General features: G+C 70.8%; 21 protein-coding genes. 12 read left to right on the forward strand and 9 right to left on the reverse strand.

Going from position 1 to position 20,554, the window contains the following annotated elements; all coding sequences use genetic code 11:
• Positions 1–251 precede the first annotated feature (251 nt).
• From OHT76_RS18875 to mscL, 5 genes are all read left to right on the forward strand, one after another.
• A complete protein-coding gene (locus OHT76_RS18875; protein WP_328872011.1) occupies positions 252–1,544 on the forward strand; it encodes an MFS transporter in 1,293 nt (430 codons plus the stop codon).
• A 67-nt stretch (positions 1,545–1,611) separates the two neighbouring features.
• Entirely contained in the window at positions 1,612–1,911 is a 300-nt protein-coding gene (locus tag OHT76_RS18880) for an FmdB family zinc ribbon protein (protein ID WP_328872012.1), read from the forward strand.
• A gap of 99 nt (positions 1,912–2,010) precedes the next feature.
• Positions 2,011–2,844, forward strand: a complete 834-nt coding sequence (locus tag OHT76_RS18885; protein ID WP_328872013.1) for an S-methyl-5'-thioadenosine phosphorylase — start codon at positions 2,011–2,013, stop codon at positions 2,842–2,844.
• A gap of 183 nt (positions 2,845–3,027) precedes the next feature.
• Positions 3,028–3,594: a hypothetical protein gene (locus tag OHT76_RS18890; RefSeq protein ID WP_443049808.1), complete on the forward strand. Its 567-nt coding sequence runs from the start codon at positions 3,028–3,030 to the stop codon at positions 3,592–3,594.
• 138 nt (positions 3,595–3,732) lie between these two features.
• Positions 3,733–4,209: a large conductance mechanosensitive channel protein MscL gene (mscL, locus tag OHT76_RS18895; protein ID WP_328872015.1), complete on the forward strand. Its 477-nt coding sequence runs from the start codon at positions 3,733–3,735 to the stop codon at positions 4,207–4,209.
• Between the two features lie 40 nt (positions 4,210–4,249).
• On the opposite strand, the gene OHT76_RS18900 is transcribed toward mscL, so the two are convergent.
• Positions 4,250–4,432, reverse strand: a complete 183-nt coding sequence (locus tag OHT76_RS18900) for a hypothetical protein (RefSeq protein ID WP_328872016.1) — start codon at positions 4,430–4,432, stop codon at positions 4,250–4,252.
• 140 nt (positions 4,433–4,572) lie between these two features.
• Here OHT76_RS18900 and OHT76_RS18905 point away from each other — a divergent pair, with 140 nt between their 5' ends.
• From OHT76_RS18905 to OHT76_RS18920, 4 genes are all read left to right on the forward strand, one after another.
• On the forward strand, positions 4,573–5,820 hold the full coding sequence (locus OHT76_RS18905) for a low temperature requirement protein A (protein ID WP_328872017.1): 1,248 nt from the start codon (positions 4,573–4,575) through the stop codon (positions 5,818–5,820).
• Positions 5,821–5,860: 40 nt separating this feature from the next.
• Positions 5,861–6,898 carry a P1 family peptidase gene (locus OHT76_RS18910; RefSeq protein WP_328872018.1) on the forward strand — a complete coding sequence of 346 codons (1,038 nt, stop codon included), beginning with the start codon at positions 5,861–5,863 and terminating at the stop codon, positions 6,896–6,898.
• Positions 6,899–7,088: 190 nt separating this feature from the next.
• Entirely contained in the window at positions 7,089–8,306 is a 1,218-nt protein-coding gene (locus OHT76_RS18915; protein WP_328872019.1) for a L,D-transpeptidase, read from the forward strand.
• Positions 8,307–8,463: 157 nt separating this feature from the next.
• Positions 8,464–9,210, forward strand: coding sequence for a DUF6227 family protein (locus OHT76_RS18920; protein ID WP_328872020.1), 747 nt, complete (start codon positions 8,464–8,466; stop codon positions 9,208–9,210).
• Between the two features lie 20 nt (positions 9,211–9,230).
• On the opposite strand, the gene OHT76_RS18925 is transcribed toward OHT76_RS18920, so the two are convergent.
• The 5 genes from OHT76_RS18925 to OHT76_RS18945 all read right to left on the reverse strand — a co-directional run bounded on the left by OHT76_RS18925 (position 9,231) and on the right by OHT76_RS18945 (position 15,257).
• Positions 9,231–9,485: a hypothetical protein gene (locus OHT76_RS18925; protein WP_328872021.1), complete on the reverse strand. Its 255-nt coding sequence runs from the start codon at positions 9,483–9,485 to the stop codon at positions 9,231–9,233.
• Between the two features lie 106 nt (positions 9,486–9,591).
• The gene (locus OHT76_RS18930; protein WP_328872022.1) at positions 9,592–11,679 is read right to left on the reverse strand and encodes a PTS fructose transporter subunit IIABC; all 2,088 of its coding nucleotides are present in this window, start codon (positions 11,677–11,679) and stop codon (positions 9,592–9,594) included.
• A gap of 163 nt (positions 11,680–11,842) precedes the next feature.
• Positions 11,843–12,790 (reverse strand): 1-phosphofructokinase, encoded by a 948-nt coding sequence (pfkB, locus tag OHT76_RS18935; RefSeq protein ID WP_328872023.1) that lies wholly within the window; start codon positions 12,788–12,790, stop codon positions 11,843–11,845.
• A complete protein-coding gene (locus OHT76_RS18940; RefSeq protein WP_328872024.1) occupies positions 12,787–13,548 on the reverse strand; it encodes a DeoR/GlpR family DNA-binding transcription regulator in 762 nt (253 codons plus the stop codon). The genes pfkB and OHT76_RS18940 overlap by 4 nt, the downstream gene beginning before the upstream one ends.
• 197 nt (positions 13,549–13,745) lie before the next feature.
• Positions 13,746–15,257 (reverse strand): MFS transporter, encoded by a 1,512-nt coding sequence (locus OHT76_RS18945; protein ID WP_328872025.1) that lies wholly within the window; start codon positions 15,255–15,257, stop codon positions 13,746–13,748.
• Between the two features lie 63 nt (positions 15,258–15,320).
• Here OHT76_RS18945 and OHT76_RS18950 point away from each other — a divergent pair, with 63 nt between their 5' ends.
• On the forward strand, positions 15,321–16,286 hold the full coding sequence (locus OHT76_RS18950) for a helix-turn-helix transcriptional regulator (protein WP_328872026.1): 966 nt from the start codon (positions 15,321–15,323) through the stop codon (positions 16,284–16,286).
• A 38-nt stretch (positions 16,287–16,324) separates the two neighbouring features.
• Here OHT76_RS18950 and OHT76_RS18955 read toward each other — a convergent pair whose 3' ends face one another.
• Entirely contained in the window at positions 16,325–16,942 is a 618-nt protein-coding gene (locus OHT76_RS18955; RefSeq protein WP_328876571.1) for a TetR/AcrR family transcriptional regulator, read from the reverse strand.
• A 442-nt stretch (positions 16,943–17,384) separates the two neighbouring features.
• Complete coding sequence (locus OHT76_RS18960) at positions 17,385–18,380, reverse strand: sigma-70 family RNA polymerase sigma factor (RefSeq protein ID WP_328872027.1); 996 nt, start codon at positions 18,378–18,380, stop codon at positions 17,385–17,387.
• Positions 18,381–18,559: 179 nt separating this feature from the next.
• On the opposite strand from OHT76_RS18960, the gene OHT76_RS18965 reads away from it, so the two are divergent.
• The gene (locus tag OHT76_RS18965) at positions 18,560–19,090 is read left to right on the forward strand and encodes a GNAT family N-acetyltransferase (RefSeq protein ID WP_328872028.1); all 531 of its coding nucleotides are present in this window, start codon (positions 18,560–18,562) and stop codon (positions 19,088–19,090) included.
• A gap of 21 nt (positions 19,091–19,111) precedes the next feature.
• Here OHT76_RS18965 and OHT76_RS18970 read toward each other — a convergent pair whose 3' ends face one another.
• A complete protein-coding gene (locus OHT76_RS18970; protein ID WP_328872029.1) occupies positions 19,112–19,897 on the reverse strand; it encodes a dioxygenase family protein in 786 nt (261 codons plus the stop codon).
• Between the two features lie 101 nt (positions 19,898–19,998).
• Here OHT76_RS18970 and OHT76_RS18975 point away from each other — a divergent pair, with 101 nt between their 5' ends.
• On the forward strand, positions 19,999–20,514 hold the full coding sequence (locus OHT76_RS18975; protein ID WP_328872030.1) for a MarR family winged helix-turn-helix transcriptional regulator: 516 nt from the start codon (positions 19,999–20,001) through the stop codon (positions 20,512–20,514).
• Positions 20,515–20,554 lie beyond the last annotated feature (40 nt).

A 20,554-nucleotide genomic window follows, 5' to 3' on the forward strand; every position in this document is an offset into this window, starting at 1 on the left:
TTCATTCACAGGCGCCCCGGCGCCATGGTGCTCGTTTTCACAGGTGCACTTGCGGTTGCCCCCTGTACGATGAAGGCGCACCTAGATCGAACCAACTCTGCCTGACGCAGAGCTGGCGCGACCGTATGGCGGCCGGGACGCCCTCCCGCAGTGGCGCCGGTATCTACCGCAGTTCCGCGCAAGAGGACAGCTCTCGGCGCCGCCTCCCATCTGCAGGGGCCGCGCTACCAGGTGGCAGAAAGGCACGGGCCGTGGAATCCACGGTCACCACCGAGCCGTCGAAGACCTCGCCGGCATCCTCCCGCCCGGGATACGGACAGCTGCTGCGCACCCGCGGCGCCTGGACGTTCCTGCTCCCCGGCTTCGCGGCGCGCCAGCCGTTCGCGATGCTCACCATCTCCATCGTGCTGCTCGTGCAGCACACCACCGGCTCGTACGGCGCCGCGGGCGCCGCCGCCGCCGTCACCGGCGTCTCCATGGCGCTGTTCGCGCCCTACACCGGGCGCCTCGCCGACCGGTACGGGCAGCGTTCCGTCCTGATCCCCGGCGTGCTGGTGCACGCGCTGGCGGGTCTGACACTGACGGCGCTCGCGCTGGCGGACGCGCCCCTGTGGGCGCTGTTCGTGGCGGCCGTGCCCACCGGCGCCTCGGTTCCGCAGGTCGGTCCGATGGTCCGCGCCCGCTGGGGCGTGAAGCTCCAGGGCTCGCCCCTCAAGACCACCGCGGCGGCCTTCGAGTCCGTCACCGACGAGCTGACCTTCGTCGTGGGCCCGCTGCTGGCGACCGCGCTGTGCACGGCCGTCGACCCGGCCGCCGGCCTGGTCACGGAGGCCGCGCTGACGCTGATCGGCGGTCTGCTGTTCGCCGCGCAGAAGAGCACGCAGCCCTCCGTCGCCGTCGACGGGCACACGCGCGTGGAGCGCACCTCCGCGCTGCGCATCCCCGGCGTGCGCGTGCTGATCGTGACCTTCCTGGGCATCGGTTCCGTCTTCGGCGGCATGCAGGTCTCGCTGGCCGCGTTCACCGAGTCGATCGGCGAACCGGGGCTGAACGGCGTCCTGTACGGCGTCTTCGCCGCCGGCAACATGATCTCCGGCATCGCGTGCGGCGCCATCGCGTGGAAGGTTGCCCCGCAGCGGCGCCTCGTCCTCGGCTACGCCGCCCTCGCGCTCGCCGCGTCCGGTCTGTGGGCCGCGCACTCCGTGCTCGTCCTGGCCGGCCTCGGCCTCCTGGTCGGCATGTGCATCGCGCCCGCCCTGATCACCGGCTACACGCTGGTGGAGGGCCTGGTCCCGGCCGGTGCCCGCACCGAGGCCTTCACCTGGCTCACCGGCGCGGTGGCACTCGGTCAGGCGGGCGCCGTCACGGTCGCCGGACAGCTGGAGGACCGCTTCTGGGGCGGCGCCGGATTCCTGGTGCCGACGGTCGGCACGCTGCTCGCCCTGGCGACGCTTCTGGCGCTGCGTTCCCGGCTGGCGGCACGCCCCCGCAGCCGTACCGTCGCACGTGGCGTCGGTCACCGCGTGCCGGTGACGGTGGACTGATCCCGAGGAATACGTCACTATGGACCGTCGTTAGCACTCATTGAGTGAGAGTGCCAGGAGGAAGACAGTGCCGACCTACCAGTACCAGTGCACCGAGTGCGGCGAGGGCCTCGAGGCGGTGCAGAAGTTCACCGACGACGCCCTGACCGAGTGCCCCAGCTGCAGTGGACGCCTGAAGAAGGTGTTCTCCGCGGTCGGCATCGTCTTCAAGGGCTCCGGCTTCTACCGCAACGACAGCCGCGGCTCCTCGTCGAGCAGCTCGCCCGCGTCGTCGTCGTCGAAGTCGTCGACGCCCTCTACCTCGACGTCCTCGGACTCGAAGTCGTCGGGTTCGGGCACCTCAACCAGCAGCAGCTCCGCCGCGTAGCACCTCGCTCACGGGACCCCGCCGTCGTAGGACGGCGGGGTTTTCCGCGTTCGCCGCAGCCCCTCTCGGCCGCGAACGGCCGCCAGCTAGTGTGACCGCATGGCGAACGCAGAGATCGGTGTAATCGGCGGCTCCGGCTTCTACTCGTTCCTCGACGAGGTGACCGAGATCCAGGTGGACACCCCGTACGGGCCGCCCAGCGACTCCCTCTTTCTCGGCGAGATCGCCGGCCGGCGGGTCGCCTTCCTGCCCCGGCACGGGCGCGGCCACCATCTGCCGCCGCACCGGATCAACTACCGGGCCAACCTGTGGGCCCTGCGCTCGGTGGGTGTGCGCCAGGTTCTGGGCCCGTGCGCGGTGGGCGGTCTGCGCCCCGAGTACGGTCCGGGCACGCTGCTCGTGCCGGATCAGCTGGTCGACCGTACGAAGTCCCGGGCGGGGTCGTACTTCGACGGGCTGCCGCTGCCCGGCGGCACCGTGCCGAACGTGGTGCATGTGTCACTGGCCGATCCCTACTGCCCCGCCGGCAGGGCTGCGGCGCTGAAGGCGGCGCGCGGGCAGGACTGGGAGCCTGTGGACGGCGGCACGCTGGTCGTGATCGAGGGGCCGCGCTTCTCCACCCGTGCCGAATCGTTGTGGCACCAGGCGCAGGGCTGGTCGGTGGTGGGCATGACCGGTCATCCCGAGGCGGCGCTCGCCCGTGAACTCGAGCTCTGCTACACGTCGATGACGCTGGTCACCGACCTCGACGCGGGCGCCGAGACCGGCGAGGGCGTCTCGCACGACGAGGTGCTGCGGGTGTTCGCGGCGAACGTGGACCGGCTGCGGGGCGTGCTCTTCGACGCGGTGGCCGCGCTGCCCTCGAACGAGGAGCGGGACTGCCTGTGCACGTCGGCGCTCGGCGGTATGGACCCCGGGTTCGAGCTGCCGTAGGGCCGGGCCGCGGGTCCCCTGTGGATTCGCGGCGCCGCATTTCCCGGGCGGAAGCCGGAACCTCACATTCGGGTGAGGGAGTTTTCCACAACCCGTCGGCCGTCCACCGGCCTCAGCGAGCGGCGGCGCGAAGCCTCATCGTGGGCTCGCAAGCCGTTCCCTCGTGGCAGGTGGTGGTTCCCCGTGTCCTTCGGTCCGTCTCCGACTCCTTCTCCCTTCTCACCCGCGTCCGCCGCCCCCCTTCCTCCGCGCCCGCTCGGCACGGACGCTCCTCCGACGTGCGAGGTGCCGCACTTCGCACCGGTGCGGGTGCGCGGCGGGCGGTTCCAACTGCGCCGGCTCGTACGGCATCGACGGCGGGCCGTGGCCGCGGGGCTCGCGGTCACGGCGGCGGCGCTCGTGGCGGCGGGCCCGCTGGACACCGACCGTGCGCGCGGGCATCCGGCGGCGGAGCCCGTACGCGAGCGGCGCGCCGTCGAGATGGTGACGGCGCCGGTGCGGATCGCCGACGGGGCCACGGTGCGGCTGCTGCGGCCCGGTGACCGGGTCGACGTCATCGCGGCCGAGGAGACGGCGGCGGGCGGGGACGCGCGGGTGGTCGCGCGCGGGGTGCGGGTGACGAAGGTGCCCGAGGCCCTGGACGACGCGGTCGACAGCGGCGCGCTGGTCGTGCTCACGGTGCCGCGGTCCACGGCGGCACGTCTGGTGGGCGCGAGTGCGACGGCACGACTGGCGGTGACACTGTGCTGAGCCGTGTCTTTCGCCTGGTGCGTGACTGCCTGTCAAGTCCCTCGATCGAGCGATCGGATTGGACAGAATGGCCCAGCCCTGACGTAGGTTGCGGAGCGGCCTGTTCCACAACTTGCGCGTGCGAGGAGAGTCCCCGAGGTGAGCGAGAAGAAGGAACCGAGCATCGTGGACGGCTTCAAGGCCTTCCTGTTGCGCGGGAACGTCGTCGATCTGGCAGTAGCGGTGGTCATCGGCGCCGCCTTCACCAACATCGTCAACTCGGTGGTGAGGGGCGTCATCAACCCGCTCGTCGGGGCGATCGGGACCAAGAACCTCGACAGCTACAGCTCGTGTCTGAAGGGCCCCTGCGAGAAGGCCGCGGACGGCACGGTCACGAGCGGCGTGATGATCCTGTGGGGCTCGGTCCTGGGGGCGACGCTCAGCTTCGTGATCACCGCGGCGGTGGTCTATTTCCTGATGGTGCTGCCGATGTCGAAGTACCTGGCGCGCCAGGAGGCGCGCCGGAAGGCGAAGGAAGGCACCCACGAGGTGATCGAGATCACCGAGCTGGAGGTGCTGAAGGAGATCCGCGACGCGCTGGTCGCGCAGCGCGGCTCGGGGCACAACGAGTCGTAGCGGCCCTCGAAGGGGCCGTGCGGGCGGGGGCCCGCCGGACTCAGAGGTGGTGGGGCGGCTTCTCGTCGAGGAAGCGCTTCAGATCGGCGGCGCTGTCGCTCGTGGCGCTCGGCCGCTCGCCCCACCCACGGTCCGTGTCGTCCGAGGACTGCTGGTCCAGCGGGTCGTCGAAGATCAGCGCTGCCTTCGGCTCGCGCGGCTCGGGGTCGGGGGCGGTGTCCATGCCTCAAGGGTACGGCCCTGGCGGTGACGGCCTCGGCGGGCCGTCCGGCGGCTCCGACCGCGTACAGGCCGTGCGCGAGACGACGCCCTGCCCCTCCTACAGCGAGCCAATTCGGCGCCTCATCTGCTGTGCTTGGACTCATGACGTCCAGCTCGGCACACGCGTCGCCCTCGCCCGGTGCGCCCGGAAACAACGGCCCCCTGCGCAGACTCACGGCCCGGGGCCGCGACGAGGCGCACCGCGCCTCCACACCACTCGAGCTCTTCTTCGACCTGTGCTTCGTCGTGGCCATCGCGCAGGCCGGTGTGCAGCTGGTGCACTCCGTGGCCGAGGCGCACACCGGCGAGGGCATCCTCAACTACGCGATGGTCTTCTTCGCCATCTGGTGGGCCTGGATGAACTTCACCTGGTTCGCCTCGGCCTACGACAACGACGACGTCCTCTACCGGGTCGTGACCCTGGTGCAGATCGCCGGTGTGCTGGTGCTCGCGGCCGGGGTGTCCAAGGCGTTCGACGACCACGAGTTCCTGGCCGTCTGGCTGGGCTACTTGATCATGCGGCTCGCGATGACGGCCCAGTGGCTGCGCGTGGCACGCTCCAGTCAAGGGCCGGAGAGAACAACGGCTCTGCGGTACGCCGGCGGGATCTCCCTGTGCCAGATCGGCTGGCTGGGGCTGCTGATCCTGCCCGAGGACGGCAGACCCTGGCTGTTCCTGGTGATGGCGATTCTGGAGATGTGCGTGCCGGCGTACGCGGAGAAGGACCACGCCACGTCCTGGCATCCGCGCCACATCGCCGAGCGGTACGGCCTGTTCACGATCATCGTGCTCGGCGAGACGATCGCCGCGGCCACGGTCGCCGTGAAGACAGCGCTCGACGAGAGCGACGTGCTCGGCGAGCTGTTGCCCATCGCCACGGGTGGACTCCTGATCATCTTCTCCGCCTGGTGGATCTACTTCGTGGTGCCGATCCACGGCCATCTGCGCTCCAACAGGCAGTCCTTCCTCTGGGGCTACGGCCACTACCTGATCTTCGCGTCGGCGGCCGCGATCGGTGCCGGCCTGGAGGTGGCGGTCGAGCAGGCCGTCGGCAAGGCGCACATCTCCACGCTGTCCGCCTCGGCCGCGGTGACCCTGCCGACGGCGCTGTATCTGCTCACGGTGTGGGCGCTTCACTCGCGCCACTTCAAATACGGCATCGCCCAGCAGCTCGTGCTGCCGACGACGGCGCTGCTCGTCATCGCCTGCACGTTCCTCGGCGACTGGGCGGTGCTCGCGGCGGGGATCGTCTCGGCTCTGGCGGTGGCGACAGGTACGACGCTGACGGCGCGCAGGGCCGCGCGGGAGCGCAGGACTACGGCGCACTCGTCGGCGACGCCGGCCGGCTGATGTCACCGGGCCGCGCCCGCGGCTGGACGACACTGGCTCCATGACAGTTGACGCATTGACGGACGTCGCCGGCGTGCGAGTGGGACACGCGACGCGCACCGGCGACGGTTGGCTCACCGGCACCACTGTCGTCCTCGCTCCGGAGGGCGGGGCCGTCGCCGCGGTGGACGTACGGGGCGGCGGTCCCGGCACCAAGGAGACCGACGCCCTCGACCCGCGCAACCTCGTGCAGAAGGTCGAGGCGATCGTCCTGACCGGGGGCAGCGCGTACGGGCTCGACGCGGCCTCCGGTGTGATGGCCTGGCTGGAGGAGCAGGGGCGCGGGGTGCGCGTCGGGCCGGATCCGGCGCATGTCGTGCCCGTGGTGCCCGCGGCGTGCGTCTTCGACCTGGGGCGGGGCGGCGACTTCCGGGCCCGGCCGGATGCGGCGACGGGGCGCGCGGCGGTCGAGGAGGCCGCGGCGAGCGCGGTCGGCGCCGGGGTGCGGCAAGGGTGCGTGGGCGCCGGTGCGGGGGCGGTCGTCGGGGAGTTGAAGGGCGGGGTCGGGACGGCGAGCGTCGTGCTCGACTCGGGGATCACGGTCGGCGCACTGGTGGTGGCGAACGCGGCGGGGGGCGCGATGGATCCGCAAACCGGTGTGCTGTACGGCGAGTTGTTCCAGGGGCGTGTGGAGTATCCCGAGGCGCGCGTACACGAAGCCGCGCGTCTGCGCCTCGCCGAGACCTCGTCGACGAATGCGCCGCCCCCGCTGAACACGACGCTCGCCGTCGTCGCCACCGACGCGGACCTCTCCAAGGCGCAGGCGCAGAAGCTGGCCGGTACGGCGCACGACGGCATCGCGCGGGCCGTGCGGCCGGTGCATCTGCTCAACGACGGCGACACGGTGTTCGCGCTGGCGACGGGGGCGCGCTCGCTCGACGCCGCGAGCCCGCTCGCGCTGAACGAGATCCTCGCCGCGGGCGCGGATGTGGTGACGCGCGCGATCGTGCGCGCGGTGCGCGCCGCGGAGTCGGTGGACGGGCCGGGTGGGGTGTGGCCCTCGTACGGGGAGTTGTACGGGGGTGCCGGGCGGTCCTGAAGAGGGGGCCAGCGGTGTCCCCAACGGGCGTAGAACCCAGGCACATCCACCCCACCCCCACCGCAGAGTGTCCCGGTTCTGTCACGTGATGGCGTTCACGGCAAATGGAGGGAACCCGCCCCCTCGCGGATTCCCTCTTTCTGCACGCACCGGATCGGACCACGCACATCACACGAACTTGGAGCAGCCTGTGACAACGCCGGACAAAGCAGCGCGGCGCGCACTGGGGACCTGTGCCGTCCTGATGGTCGGCGCCCTCACCCTCACCGCCTGTGGCGGCAGCGCCAACGCGAAGAACGACGACGACAAGGGCGGGGACTCCGCCAAGTCATCGGCCGCGAAGATCGTGATCTCGGCGAAGGACGGCTCGGCGGGCGCGTCGATCAACTCGACCGGCGTGAAGGTCAGCGACGGCGAGCTCACCGACGTGAAGATGACGGTGGCGGAGACGGGACAGGCCGTACCGGGGGCGATATCGGCGAACGGCGGGAGCTGGAAGCCGAAGGAGCAGCTGGAGCGCGGGACCAAGTACGAGATATCGGCGAAGGCGAAGGACTCGGACGGGAAGACCACCGCGGCCGGTTCCACCTTCACCACGGTCTCGCCGGAGAACAGCTTCATCGGGACGTACACGCCGGACAACGGCGCGACGGTGGGCGTCGGGATGCCGGTGTCGTTCACCTTCGACAAGGCGATCAGCGACCAGAAGGCCGTGCGGTCGGGCATCACCGTCACGTCGAGCAGCGGGCAGAAGGTCGTGGGCCACTGGTTCGGGGCGCAGCGGCTCGACTTCCGGCCCGAGGAGTACTGGAAGGCCGGTTCCAAGGTCACGATGAAGATCGACCTGGACGGGATCGAGGGCGCGAACGGCGTCTACGGGGTGCAGAAGAAGACCGTGACCTTCACCATCGGGCGCTCGCAGGTCTCCACGGTGGATGTCAACACGCAGACGATGACGGTCACGCGGGACGGCAAGACGCTCAAGTCGGTGCCGATCTCGGCGGGCAGCGCGGAGTTCCCGACGTACAACGGGCAGATGGTGATCTCCGAGAAGCTCGCGGGGACGCGGATGAACAGCCGGACGGTGAATCTGGCCGACGCGTACGACATCCCCGATGTGCCGCACGCGATGCGGCTGACGACGTCGGGGACCTTCCTCCACGGCAACTACTGGTACAACAAGGGCAACCCGCCCTTCGGGCGGCAGGGGACCAGCCACGGCTGTGTCGGGCTGCAGGACGTGCGGGGCGCGCAGGGTGACACGACGGCGAAGTGGTTCTACGACAACTCGCTGATCGGCGATGTGGTGATCGTGAAGAACTCCCCCGACAAGTCGGTGGCGCCGGACAACGGGCTCAACGGATGGAACATGCCGTGGAGCGAGTGGACCGCCGGAAGTGCCGCCTGAGCAGGGCCTTCTGACGGTTCGTAGGGCCGCGTGGGAACCATCCGCGCGGCCCGAGCGTTTTACGTGCGTACGTTTTCTCGGTTCCCGGACATGATGTCCGACCGAGGGGCTACGGTATGCACCCACAAGGTGACATGCAGCAACGCCGGGAGAAGCCTTGAGCGTTCCGTACGAGACGGCAGCGTACGAATCCCACGAGTCGCCGGAGTCTCCGGAGGAGCACCTCGCGCGACTGCTCGGCCGTGCCCTGAACTCCTTCGAGCTGCCCGACGAGGTGATACGGCGGCTCGACTGCGCGCTGGCGCACGACAGTTCGCTGCACTCCGCGCACCACAGCGCGGGCCGGCACCGTGAGACCTACCGGCACACCTGGCTGCTCGCCGACGGCTCGGCGCTTACCCTGTGGGAGCTCGTCCACAACACCGCGCGGGGCAGCGCGCCGCAGCACGAGGTGTACGTCGACGAGGAGGAGCTGCGCGCCGCGACCGCGCGCCTGCCCCTGCCGCCGGACGCCCCGGACTTCGAGCTGCCGGTGACGGTGCAGCTGTCGCCGGTGCACACGCCGCGCCACGCGTACGTGCCGGACGACTCCGCCGACCACGCGCGTCGGCTCCTGCGCCGTGCGGAGAACGCCGACCGGCCGGGCCCGGACACCGCCGCGCTGCTGACCACGGCGTTCGCGCACCAGATCACACAGGCCTTCGGGCGCCCGTGCCGCGCGGGGCGCGCCGGGCTGTGCTTCTCGCTCTACGAGCACGCTTTCCTGCTGCGCGACGGCGCGGAGATCTCCCTGTGGGAGGTCGAGCACACGGCGACGCCGGACGGGCGGCACATGTGCGAGGTGTACGTCAGCGAGGACGCGGCGCGAGAGGCGATGGAGCGCCGGGCGGCGCAGATGTCGTAGCGTGCGCCGGCGCGCGCCGCTCAGCGCCCGTCGCTGAGCTGCCGTACCAGTCCCGCGAACGCGTCCTGTTCGGCCGGGGTGAGCTGCACCGACTCCAGGTGCGGGCCCGCCTGCTGCTGGTGCGGGAGGGCGGACAGAGCCGGGCCGGTGGGCCACGGGGCGGCGCCGGGGCGGGTGGCGCGCAGGACGCGGGCGAGGCCGATCACCCAGGCGACGGTCAGCAGGACGAGCAGGCCCACGCCCAGCAGTTGGAAGATCGAGACGTGCTCAGGCATGCGCCCCAGTACACACCACGGTCCGGGACTTTGGCCCCGGACCGTGACGTATCTCGCAGGTGCCGTGAACTACTCACAGCTTCCTAATAGGGGCGACTCGGCGCGCTCAGGCCGCCACCGGCTGCTTGGATTCCGCGGTCGCGGCCGCCGTGCCGGCGCCGGGCTCGGCGGGCGCCGCGCCCGGGACCGGCTTGCGCATGCCCTTCAGGACGACCACCAGGGCGGTGGTGACGCAGACGCCCGCCGCGATGGCGACCAGGTACAGCAGCGGGTTGCCGATCAGCGGGACCACGAAGATGCCGCCGTGGGGGGCGCGCAGGGTGGCGCCGAAGGCCATCGACAGGGCGCCGGTGACCGCACCGCCCGCCATCGAGGCCGGGATGACGCGCAGCGGGTCGGCGGCCGCGAAGGGGATCGCGCCCTCGGAGATGAAGGAGGCGCCCAGCACCCAGGCGGCCTTGCCGTTCTCCCGCTCGGTGTGTGTGAAGAGCTTGCCGCGGACCGTGGTGGCCAGGGCCATCGCCAGCGGCGGGACCATGCCCGCGGCCATCACGGCGGCCATGACCTTCATCGCGGAGTCGCTGGGGTCGGCGACGGCGATACCGGCCGTGGCGAAGGCGTACGCGACCTTGTTGACCGGGCCGCCGAGGTCGAAGCACATCATCAGGCCGAGCAGGATGCCGAGCAGGATGGCGTTGGTGCCGGAGAGGCCGTCGAGCCAGTCCGTCATGGCCTCCTGGGCCTCGGCGATGGGCTTGCCGATCACGACGAACATCAGGAAGCCGACGATCAGCGTGGAGATCAGCGGGATCACCACCACCGGCATGATGCCGCGCAACACCGGCGGGATCTTCACCCGCTGGATCGCCATCACCACGCCACCGGCGATCAGACCGGCCGCCAGGCCGCCGAGGAAGCCGGCGTTGATGGTGAGCGAGATCGCGCCGCCGACGAAGCCGGGCACCAGGCCCGGCCTGTCCGCCATGCCGTAGGCGATGTAACCGGCCAGGACCGGGACGAGGAAGCCGAAGGCCACGCCGCCGATCTGGAACAGCAGGGCGCCCCAGCTGTCGACCTGGGTCCAGTCGAAGTGCTCCATCACCGAGGGAGCCTTGTTGATCTCCCAGCCGCCGATCGCGAAGCCGAGCGCGATCAGCAGACCGCCCGCGGCGACGAACGGGACCATGTAGCTGACGCCGGTCATCAGCCACTTGCGGAGCTTGGTGCCGTAGCCCTCGCCGGGCTCACCGGCGCGCTCGACCGGCGTGCCCGTGCCCGCGGGCGCCCCCGCGCTCACCTCGCCGCGCGCCGCCTTCTCGCGCACCTCGGTGATGAGTTGGGCCGGGCGGTTGATGCCCGCCTTCACACCGACGTCGACCGTCGGCTTGCCGGCGAAGCGGTCCTTGTCCCGTACGGGCACGTCGTGCGCGAAGATCACGCCGTCCGCCGCCGCGATGGCGGCCGGGTCGAGCCGGGTGAAGCCGGCCGAGCCCTGCGTCTCGACGACGAGCTCGACGCCCGCGTCGCGGCCGGCGCTCTCCAGGGACTCGGCCGCCATGTAGGTGTGGGCGATGCCGGTCGGGCAGGAGGTGACGGCGACGATACGGAAGGGCCGCGCGTTCCCTCCGGGGGTCTGCGGGGTGGTGTCCGGGGTGTCCTCGCTGGTGCTGACCGCTGCGGTGTCGGCGGAGGCCGCCGCCGACACCGCAGCGGAGTCTGCGGAACCGCTCGTCTCCTCGGCCGCGCCAGGAGTCTCATCCCCACGGATCAGCGCCGCCGCAGCACCCGCATCCCCCGCCGCCCGCAGCGCATCCGTGAACTCGGAGTTCATCAGCTGCCGCGCGAGCGAGGACAGGATCGTCAGGTGGGCGTCGTCCGCACCGGCGGGCGCCGCGATCAGGAAGATCAGGTCCGCGGGACCGTCCGCCGCACCGAAGTCGATCCCGGCCGCGCTGCGCCCGAAGGCGAGCGTCGGCTCGGTGACGTGCTCACTGCGGCAGTGCGGGATGCCGATGCCGCCGTCGAGGCCGGTCGGCATCTGGGCCTCGCGGGCGGCGACGTCGGCGAGGAAGCCTTCGAGGTCGGTCACCCGGCCCAGGGCCACCATGCGCTCGGCGAGGGCACGGGCCGCCGCTTCCTTGGTATCGGCGGACAGGTCGAGATCGACCAGGTCCGCGGTGATCATGTCGCTCATCGCGGGCTCCTTCGCACGCGTATCGCCCGGGGAGTGGGGTGGGCGGGGGTGGGGACGGGGGTGTGGTGGGGGGAGGGGGTGGCGGAAGCGAGTAACGGGGAGCCTCGCCACTTCAGAGGCGGTGCCACGGGCACATCCGATACGACCGGCACAGCGAAGTACGTCATGACACCGGCTCCTTCAGTACGCGATCCACCGGCACCTCGGCCGTGACCGTGACGGCCGACGGGTCCAGGTCGCCCGGCGACGGCATCACACTGCCGGGCAGCTGTACGGCGGCGGCGCCGTGCGCCACGGCGGACGCGAGCGCCTCCGGACCACTGCCGCCCGCGATCAGGAAGCCGGCGAGCGAGGAGTCACCGGCGCCCACATTGCTGCGTACGACATCCACGCGCGCGCTGCCGAACCAGGCGCCCGCGCTGTCCACCAGCAACTGCCCGTCCGCGCCCAGGCTCGCGAGCACGGCGCGTGCGCCCATCTCGCGCAACTCCTCGGCCGCCTTCACCGCGTCGCCCACCGTGGACAGGGGGCGCCCGACGGCCTCCGCGAGCTCCTCGGCGTTCGGCTTCACCACATCGGGCCGCTCGCGCAACGCCTCCAGCAGCGCACGCCCCGAGGTGTCCAGTGCGATCCGAGCGCCCCCCGCGTGCGCTCGCGCGACGACATCGGCGTACCACGCCGGCGCGAGCCCCCGCGGCAGGCTCCCGCAGCAGGCGATCCAGTCCGCGTCCCGCGACTGCTCACGCACCGTCTCCAGCAACAGCTCCTGCTCCGCGGCCGTCAGCTCGGGACCCGGCGCGTTGATCTTCGTCAGCACCCCGTCCGACTCCGCGAGCGCGATGTTCGAGCGGGTGGCTCCGGCGACCCGCACCGCCGTGACCTCGATGCCCTGCGCGTCGAGCAGATCGGCGACGAGCGCCCCCGGCGCACCACCCAGGGGCAGTACCGCGACCGTGCGCCGCCCGGCGGCGGCGACGGCGCGCGAGACGTTCACGCCCTTGCCGCCCGGGTCCATGCGTTCGCCGGTGGCTCGGATGACCTCGCCGCGCTCCAGGGACGGGACCTCATAGGTGCGGTCCAGCGACGGGTTGGGGGTGACGGTGAGGATCATGCGCGCACTACTTCCGTGCCGCCGCGCTCGATCGCGGCGGCGTCTTCGGGGCTCAGCCCGCTGTCGGTGATCAGCAGGTCCACATCGCTCAGGTCGCCGAAGCGGGCGAAGTGCTCCTGGCCGTGCTTGGAGGAGTCGGCGAGCAGCACCACACGGCGGGCCGCGGCCACCGCCGCGCGCTTCACCGCGGCCTCGGCGAGGTCGGGGGTGGTCAGGCCATGGTCGGCGGAGAAGCCGTTGGCCGCGACAAAGAGGACATCGGCCCGGATCTCGCCGTACGCCCGCAGCGCCCAGGCGTCCACGGCGGCGCGCGTGCGGTGTCGTACGCGCCCCCCGACCAGATGGAGCTGGATGCCGGGGTGGTCCGCGAGGCGGGCCGCGATCGGCAGGCTGTGGGTGACGACGGTGAGCGAGGCCTCCAGCGGGATGGCGCCCGCGACCCGCGCGACCGTCGTACCGGCGTCGAGGATCATCGTGCCCTCGGCCGGCAGTTCGGCGAGGGCGGCCTTCGCGATGCGGTCCTTCTCGTCGGCGGCCGTGGACTCGCGCTCGGTGAGGTCCGGCTCGAAGTCGAGACGGCCGACCGGGATGGCCCCGCCGTGCACCCGGCGCACCAGGCCGGCCCGGTCCAGGGCCTTCAGGTCCCGGCGGATCGTCTCCGCCGTCACCTGGAACTCCTCGGCCAGCGACAGCACGTCCACCCGGCCGCCGTCACGGGCGATCCGGAGGATCTCCTGCTGCCGCTCCGGTGCGTACATGTCCGTTCGCCTCCGACCAGTGCCCGAACTTGTGGTTTCGCCTGGAGGCTACGCCGCGATTTCCGGAAAGTAAACAGGTTCGGGCGTGATTCGGGCATGAACGGACTTCGGGACACAGGTAGGAGGGTCTTGCCGCACATACGAGGAAGGGCCCCGCGCCGGAAGCGCAGGGGCCCTTGGTCCGGACGATCGGTGGCTCAGGCGACGGACACCGGCTCCCGCAGCTCCGGCTCATCGCCGCGCAGCTCGGCCTCGTCCGCCCCCTCCACATGCTGCGCAGGCTTGCGAGGCAGCGCGAACATCAGCAGAAAGATGACGCCCATCACCGCGGCCACCCACCCCAGCGCATGCTGGAACGCGTCCACGAAGGCCGGCTCCACAGCGGTCCCGGCAGCCACCCGGTCGTCCAGCACCCCGAAGAACACGACCGACACAAGACCGAGCCCCAGCGCGTTGCCCATCTGCTGCACCGTGTTGATCAGCCCGGACGCCGAACCGGCGTGCTCGCGCGGCACCTCCGAGAGGATCGCATCCGTCAGCGGGGCGACGATCAGACCCATGCCCGCGCCCATCACGACCAGCGGAAGCGCCATCTGCCAGGGCGCGATGCCGAGGCCGTACCGCTCGGACTCCCACAGGTAGAGCAGGACACCGAGACCGAGCACCAGCGCACCCGCCTGCAGCACCTTGCGCCCGAAGCGCGGGACCAGCTTCTGCACGGACAGCCCCGCAGCCGTGGAGACCGCGAGCGAGAACGGCACCCCGGTCAGCCCCGCCTTCAGCGGGCCCCAGCCAAGACCCATCTGCATGTACAGCGTCCACACCAGGAAGAAGATGCCGAGCCCGACACCGAACACGGTCTGTACGGCGATACCGGCGGCGAAGCTCTTCACCTTGAACAGGGACAGCTCGATCAGCGGGGAGCCGTCCCGTGCGCTCTTGCGCCTCTCGTACGCCACCAGCACCGCGAGCACGACCAGCGAGCCGGCCATCGACACGTACCCCCACAGCGGCCAGCCCGTCTCACGGCCGCGGGTCAGCGGGTAGAGCAGCATCAGCAGCCCGAGCGTCACCAGGGCCACGCCCACCAGGTCGAGCCTGGGTGCCTTCGCCGCCTTGGACTCGGTGATGTAGCGGCTGCCGAGGATCAGGCCCGCGATGCCGACGGGGAGGTTGATCAGGAAGATCGGGCGCCATTCCAGGCCGAAGAGGTTCCACTCGGTGAGCAGCGCGCCGAGCAGCGGACCGCTGACCGCGCCGAGCCCCACGACCGCGCCGAACAGCCCGAACACCTTGCCGCGCTCGTGCGCCGGGAAGGTGGCGTGCACGATCGACAGCACCTGCGGCACCATCAGCGCCGCCATCGCGCCCTGCAGAATGCGGGAGGCGACCAGCATGTCCGGGTTCGCGGCGAAGCCGCACAGCGCGGAGGCGATCGTGAAGCCGCCGATGCCGATGAGGAACAGCTTCTTACGGCCGTGGATGTCGCCGAGGCGGCCGCCGGTGATCAGGCCCGCGGCGAAGGCGAGGGCGTAACCGGCCGTTATCCACTGGATCTGGCTCTCGGAGGCACCGGCGTTCTGCGTGATGGACGGGATCGCGATATTGACGATCGTCACGTCCACGAGGTCCATGAAGGCCGCGGTCATCACGATCGCCAGCGCGAACCAGCGCCGCTTGTCTCCGACGGGAGTCGTCTCTTGGGTCATGTGAGAGAAGTTAGAGCCCAAGTAGGTCAGATCATGTCCTAGTTCTACGGCATTCTCGGATGCATGACGACAGACACCCCGGCCCGCCTCCTCCAGCTCCTGTCCCTCCTCCAGACGCCCCGCGAATGGCCCGGCGGCGAGCTCGCCGGCCGGCTCGGGGTGTCGCGGCGTACCGTGCGGCGGGACGTCGACCGGCTGCGTGAGCTCGGCTATCCCGTGCAGGCGACCAAGGGCGCCGACGGCGGCTATCGGCTCGTCGCGGGGAAGGCGATGCCGCCGCTCGTCCTCGACGACGAGGAGGCGGTGGCCATCGCGGTCGGCCTGCGCGCCGGCGCCGGGCACGCGGTGGAGGGCGTCGACGAGGCGTCCGTACGGGCGCTGGCCAAGCTGGAGCAGGTGCTGCCCAGCCGCCTCCGCCACCGCGTCTCCACGCTCCAGGCCGCGACCACCCCGCTGACCAGCGGCGACGGCGCGAGCATCGCTCCGGAGACGCTCACGGTGATGGCCTCGACGGTGGCCGGCCAAGAGCGGCTGCGATTCGCCTACCGGGCGGGCGACGGCACGGAATCCCGCCGTATCACCGAGCCCTACCGCCTCGTCTCCACCGGCCGCCGCTGGTACCTCGTCGCCTACGACCTCGACCGCGACGACTGGCGGACGTTCCGCGTCGACCGGGTGAGCGACCCCTTCGCGACCGGCGCCCGCTTCACCCCGCGCGAGCTGCCCACGGGCAACGCGGCCGAGTATCTGCGCCAGTCCATGTACCGCCGCCAGGAGACCTACGAGTTCTCCGTCACCTTCGCCGCCCCCGCCCATTTCATCGCGGCCCGCCTGCCCAAGTGGCTCGGCGCACCCGAACCGATCGACGACCACACCTGCCGACTGCGCGCCACGACCGGCGACGCCGTGGAGTGGATGGCGGTACGGCTGGCCATGGCCGACTGCGAGTTCACCGTGCACGAGCCGGAGGAACTGGTGCGATGCGTAAGGGACTTGGGCGGCCGCTTGAGCAGGGCGGCGAAGGGCTGAGCGAAGCGTCGGGCTGCTACGGCCCACCCCTCACCCTTCTACGACCCACCCCGCGCCGAACCCGCAATCTCCCCCCACGGAAAGTCCCGCACCACCGCAAGATTCCGCAGCGCCAGAGCAGCCGGCCCCTCCGGCCCTTCCGGCCGCGCCTCCCCCACCGCCCACGACTCGACGGCCACCCGCACCGCGGCGCCCGCCACCGCCGCCGCGAACCGCAGCTCGGCAGAAGGACCGGCAACGTTGTCCACGCCACCACGACCCAACCGCTCCCCCAACACCTCCGCCAGCGCCCCCTCCGACGCATGACAGACCTCCGCCCACACCTTCCCCAGCGCGGGACTGGCCACGGCGAGACGGATCAGCGTGCGGGCCCACTCCCAGGAGGAGGCCGAAACCCCCACCCCCGGGCTCAGTGTGTGACGCACCGCGTGTTCCAGCGCCTCGGGGACGGACAGTTCAGCGGGAGCCAGCCGTACCGCCTGCGCCCACCGCTCGGCCCCCGCCGCGTAGAGGGGGGCGACGGCCTCCTCCTTCGTGGCGAAATACCGGTAGAAGGTGCGCGGAGCGATACCGGCGGCCTGGGCGATGTCTTCGGCGCGGGTGGCGCGCAGGCCCTGTCTGGCGAAGAGGGCGGCCGCGGAGCGGGCGATCTGCATCCGGGTCTCCGCCTTGCGCCGCTCCGTCAGGGAGAGCGGTACGGCGGAGTTTGGTGCTGGGGTGGGGCTACTCACGTTCGGCAGGCTATGCCCATGTGGCACAATCTGCCATTCGGCGGGCCACCCCGGGGTTCAGGTACGGGGTGGCCTGCCTTCCAGCATGCCCTGAAAGAGCCGGACCCCGGCGCCCAGGGGGGGAGGGCGCCGAGGTCCGGCTTGGGAGAGTCCCGGCGCCGGGGGGGATAGCGGCGGGACTTGGTTCAGGAGGGCCCGCGAGGGGGGATCGCGGGGAACGAACTCCTGGACCCTGAAAGGTTGTTCCCAGGGCCCTGGGAGTTGAAGCGGCGTTACATCGCCATGTTTGCGCGGTCTTTCGCCACCGGGCGTACGCGCCTACGACTCACGTACGCCCTTGTGTCTACGACTCACGCATGCCCCGACTTCACGCCGCCGCGTCGAACCCGGTGTCCCGGGCCAGCTTCTTCAGCTCCAGCAGCGCGTGCTTCTCGATCTGCCGGATGCGCTCGCGCGTCAGACCGTGCTCCTTGCCGACCTCGGTCAGGGTGCGCTCGCGGCCGTCGTCGATGCCGTACCGCATCTTGATGATCGAGGCCGTGCGCTGGTCGAGGCGGCCGATGAGGTCGTCGAGTTCCTCGCTGCGCAGGAGGGTCAGGACGGACTGCTCCGGGGAGACGGCCGAGGTGTCCTCCAGCAGGTCGCCGAACTGGGTCTCGCCCTGGTCGTCCACCGCCATGTTCAGCGAGACCGGATCGCGGGCCCAGTCCAGGACGTCGATCACCCGGTCCGGGTTCGAGCCGAGCTCGGCGGCGATCTCCGCGGGCTCCGGGTCGCGGCCGTGCTCACGGTTGAACTCGCGCTGCACACGCCGGATCCGGCCGAGCTCCTCCACCAGGTGGACGGGGAGCCGGATGGTCCGGGACTGGTCGGCTATCGAGCGGGTGATGGCCTGACGGATCCACCAGGTGGCGTACGTCGAGAACTTGAAGCCCTTGCGGTAGTCGAACTTCTCGACCGCGCGCACCAGGCCGGCATTGCCCTCCTGGATCAGGTCCAGCAGCGGCAGTCCGCTGCGCGGGTAGCGGCGGGCGACGGCGACGACCAGGCGGAGGTTGGAGCGGATGAAGACGTCCTTGGCACGCTCCCCCTCGGCGACCAGCGCCTCAAGCTCCTCGCGGGAGGCGTCCGCCTTGGACTCCTCGTATCCTTCGAGGACCTGTCGCGCGAACACACCCGCCTCGATGATCTGTGACAGCTCGACCTCCTTGGCGGCGTCGAGCAGCGGTGTGCGCGCGATCTCGTCGAGGTACATGCCGACCAGGTCGCGATCGGCGATCTCGCCATTGGCGCGAACACTGCTTGCCGCATCGGTCGTCCCGCCGGTGGCGGACTGACGACGGGCGACGGCACGGGTTGCCATGCGTGCTCCCTTGCGATGGTGGGCTGGCGGGTTGTCCTTGGTTGCCCGGCACTCTGGTGACTCTGCTCGGGTGCCCTGCATCCGATGGAAACAACGACTGGAATCAGGACAGAATTCCCAACCCGTCCCCCTATTTTTCTGATCATGCAGTACCCTGTCCGGCCACACGAGGAGGCGGGATGTCGGCGTCACATACAGAGGTGCAGGTCAGGCCGGGAGTCGAGGCCGACCTCGAAGCCCTCACGGACATCTACAACCACTACGTACGTGAGACGCCGATCACCTTCGATACCGCGGTCTTCACGCCGGAAGAGCGCCGCCCTTGGCTGCTCTCCCACCCTGAAGACGGGCCGTACCGCCTGATGGTTGCCGTGGAGAGGGACTCCGCAGGGAACTCACAGCGGATTCTTGGCTACGCCACATCCAGCCCTTATCGGCCGAAGCCCGCGTACGCGACCTCCGTGGAGGTCACGATCTACCTCGCCCCGGACGCCGGCCGCCGAGGCGTGGGCACCCTTCTCTACAAGGCCCTCTTCGAGGCCCTGTCCGGCGAGGACCTCCACCGCGCCTACGCGGGGATCGCCCAGCCGAACGAGGCCTCGACCAGGCTGCACGAGCGCTTCGGCTTCCAGTACGTCGGCACGTACCGCGAGGTGGGCCGCAAGTTCGGCCGCTACTGGGACGTGGCCTGGTACGAGAAGGCCCTCTGAGCCCCGCCCGACCCCGAAACCTCAGCCGAACTGCACCGACCGCTTCGCCAGCCCCATCCAGAACCCGTCGATCACCGACCGCTGCGCGTCCAGCTCACCGCCCGCCTCCGCCGCGCCCATGGTCACGAACAGCGGGGCGAAGTGCTCGGTGCGCGGGTGGGCGTACCGGCCGGCCGGGGACTTGTGGAGGAAGTCCAGCAGCGCGTCCCAGTCGTGGCTCTCCAGCGCCCGTCGGCCCCAGTCGTCGAACTCCGCCGACCAGGCGGGGATGCCGGGCTGTCGGAGCGCGGCCAGATTGTGAGTGAAGAAGCCGGAGCCGACGATCAGCACGCCCTCGTCGCGCAGCGGCGCCAGCTTCCGGCCGATCTCCATGAGCCGGACCGGGTCGAGCGTCGGCATGGAGATCTGGAGAACGGGGATGTCGGCGGCGGGGAACATCTCCACGAGCGGGACGTAGGCGCCGTGGTCGAGGCCCCGGTCCGGGATGTCCTGTACGGGGATGCCGGGGGCGCGCAGCAGTTTCCGTACGGACTCGGCGAGTGCGGGGGCGCCGGGGGCCCCGTACGTGACCTGGTAGTAGTGCTCGGGGAAGCCCCAGAAGTCGTAGACGAGGGGGACGGTCTCCACCGCGCCGAGGGCCAGCGGGGCCTCCTCCCAGTGGGCGGAGACCATGAGGATCGCCTTCGGGCGGGGCAGGTCCGCGGACCAGGCCGCGAGTTCGGCAGGCCAGACGGGGTCGTCGGCGAGGGGTGGGGCGCCGTGGCTGAGGTAGAGCGCGGGCATGCGTTCCTGGGTGGCGGCGGACATGGCGGCGACTCCCTCTGAGCAGTTACTTGAATTCTAAACCTCTACGCCAGAATAAGCCCCGTTGTTTCAACTTTCAAGCAGACGGCTCGTACAGTGGAGCCATGAACACGGCATCCGCATCCGCATCCGCTGAAGAGCCCCGCTGGCTCACCGCCGAGGAGCAGCGCGTCTGGCGCTCCTACATCCAGGCCACCACGCTGCTGGAGGACCATCTGGACCGCCAGCTCCAGCGTGACGCGGGGATGCCGCACATCTACTACGGTCTGCTCGTCAAGCTCGCCGACTCCCCCCAGCGGCGGCTGCGGATGACCGAGCTGGCGATGTACGCGAAGATCACCCGCTCCCGGCTCTCCCACGCCATCGCGCGTCTGGAGAAGAACGGCTGGGTGCGCCGCGAGGACTGTCCCTCGGACAAGCGCGGCCAGTTCGCGGTGCTGACCGACGAGGGGATGGCGGTGCTGAAGCGGACCGCGCCGGGCCATGTCACCGCCGTACGGGGCGCGATCTTCGACCGGCTGACTCCGGAACAGCAGAAGTCCCTCGGCGAGATCATGCAGATCGTCGCCGAGGGACTCGAGCCGAGCGAAGCGGGTGCGGATCTGCCCTGGCTCCGCTGAGCCGCTCACTCAGCTGGGCCAGGGCAGATCCTGGGTCGTA

It is taken from the genome of Streptomyces sp. NBC_00287 (assembly GCF_036173105.1).
Taxonomy (GTDB): Bacteria; Actinomycetota; Actinomycetes; order Streptomycetales; family Streptomycetaceae; genus Streptomyces.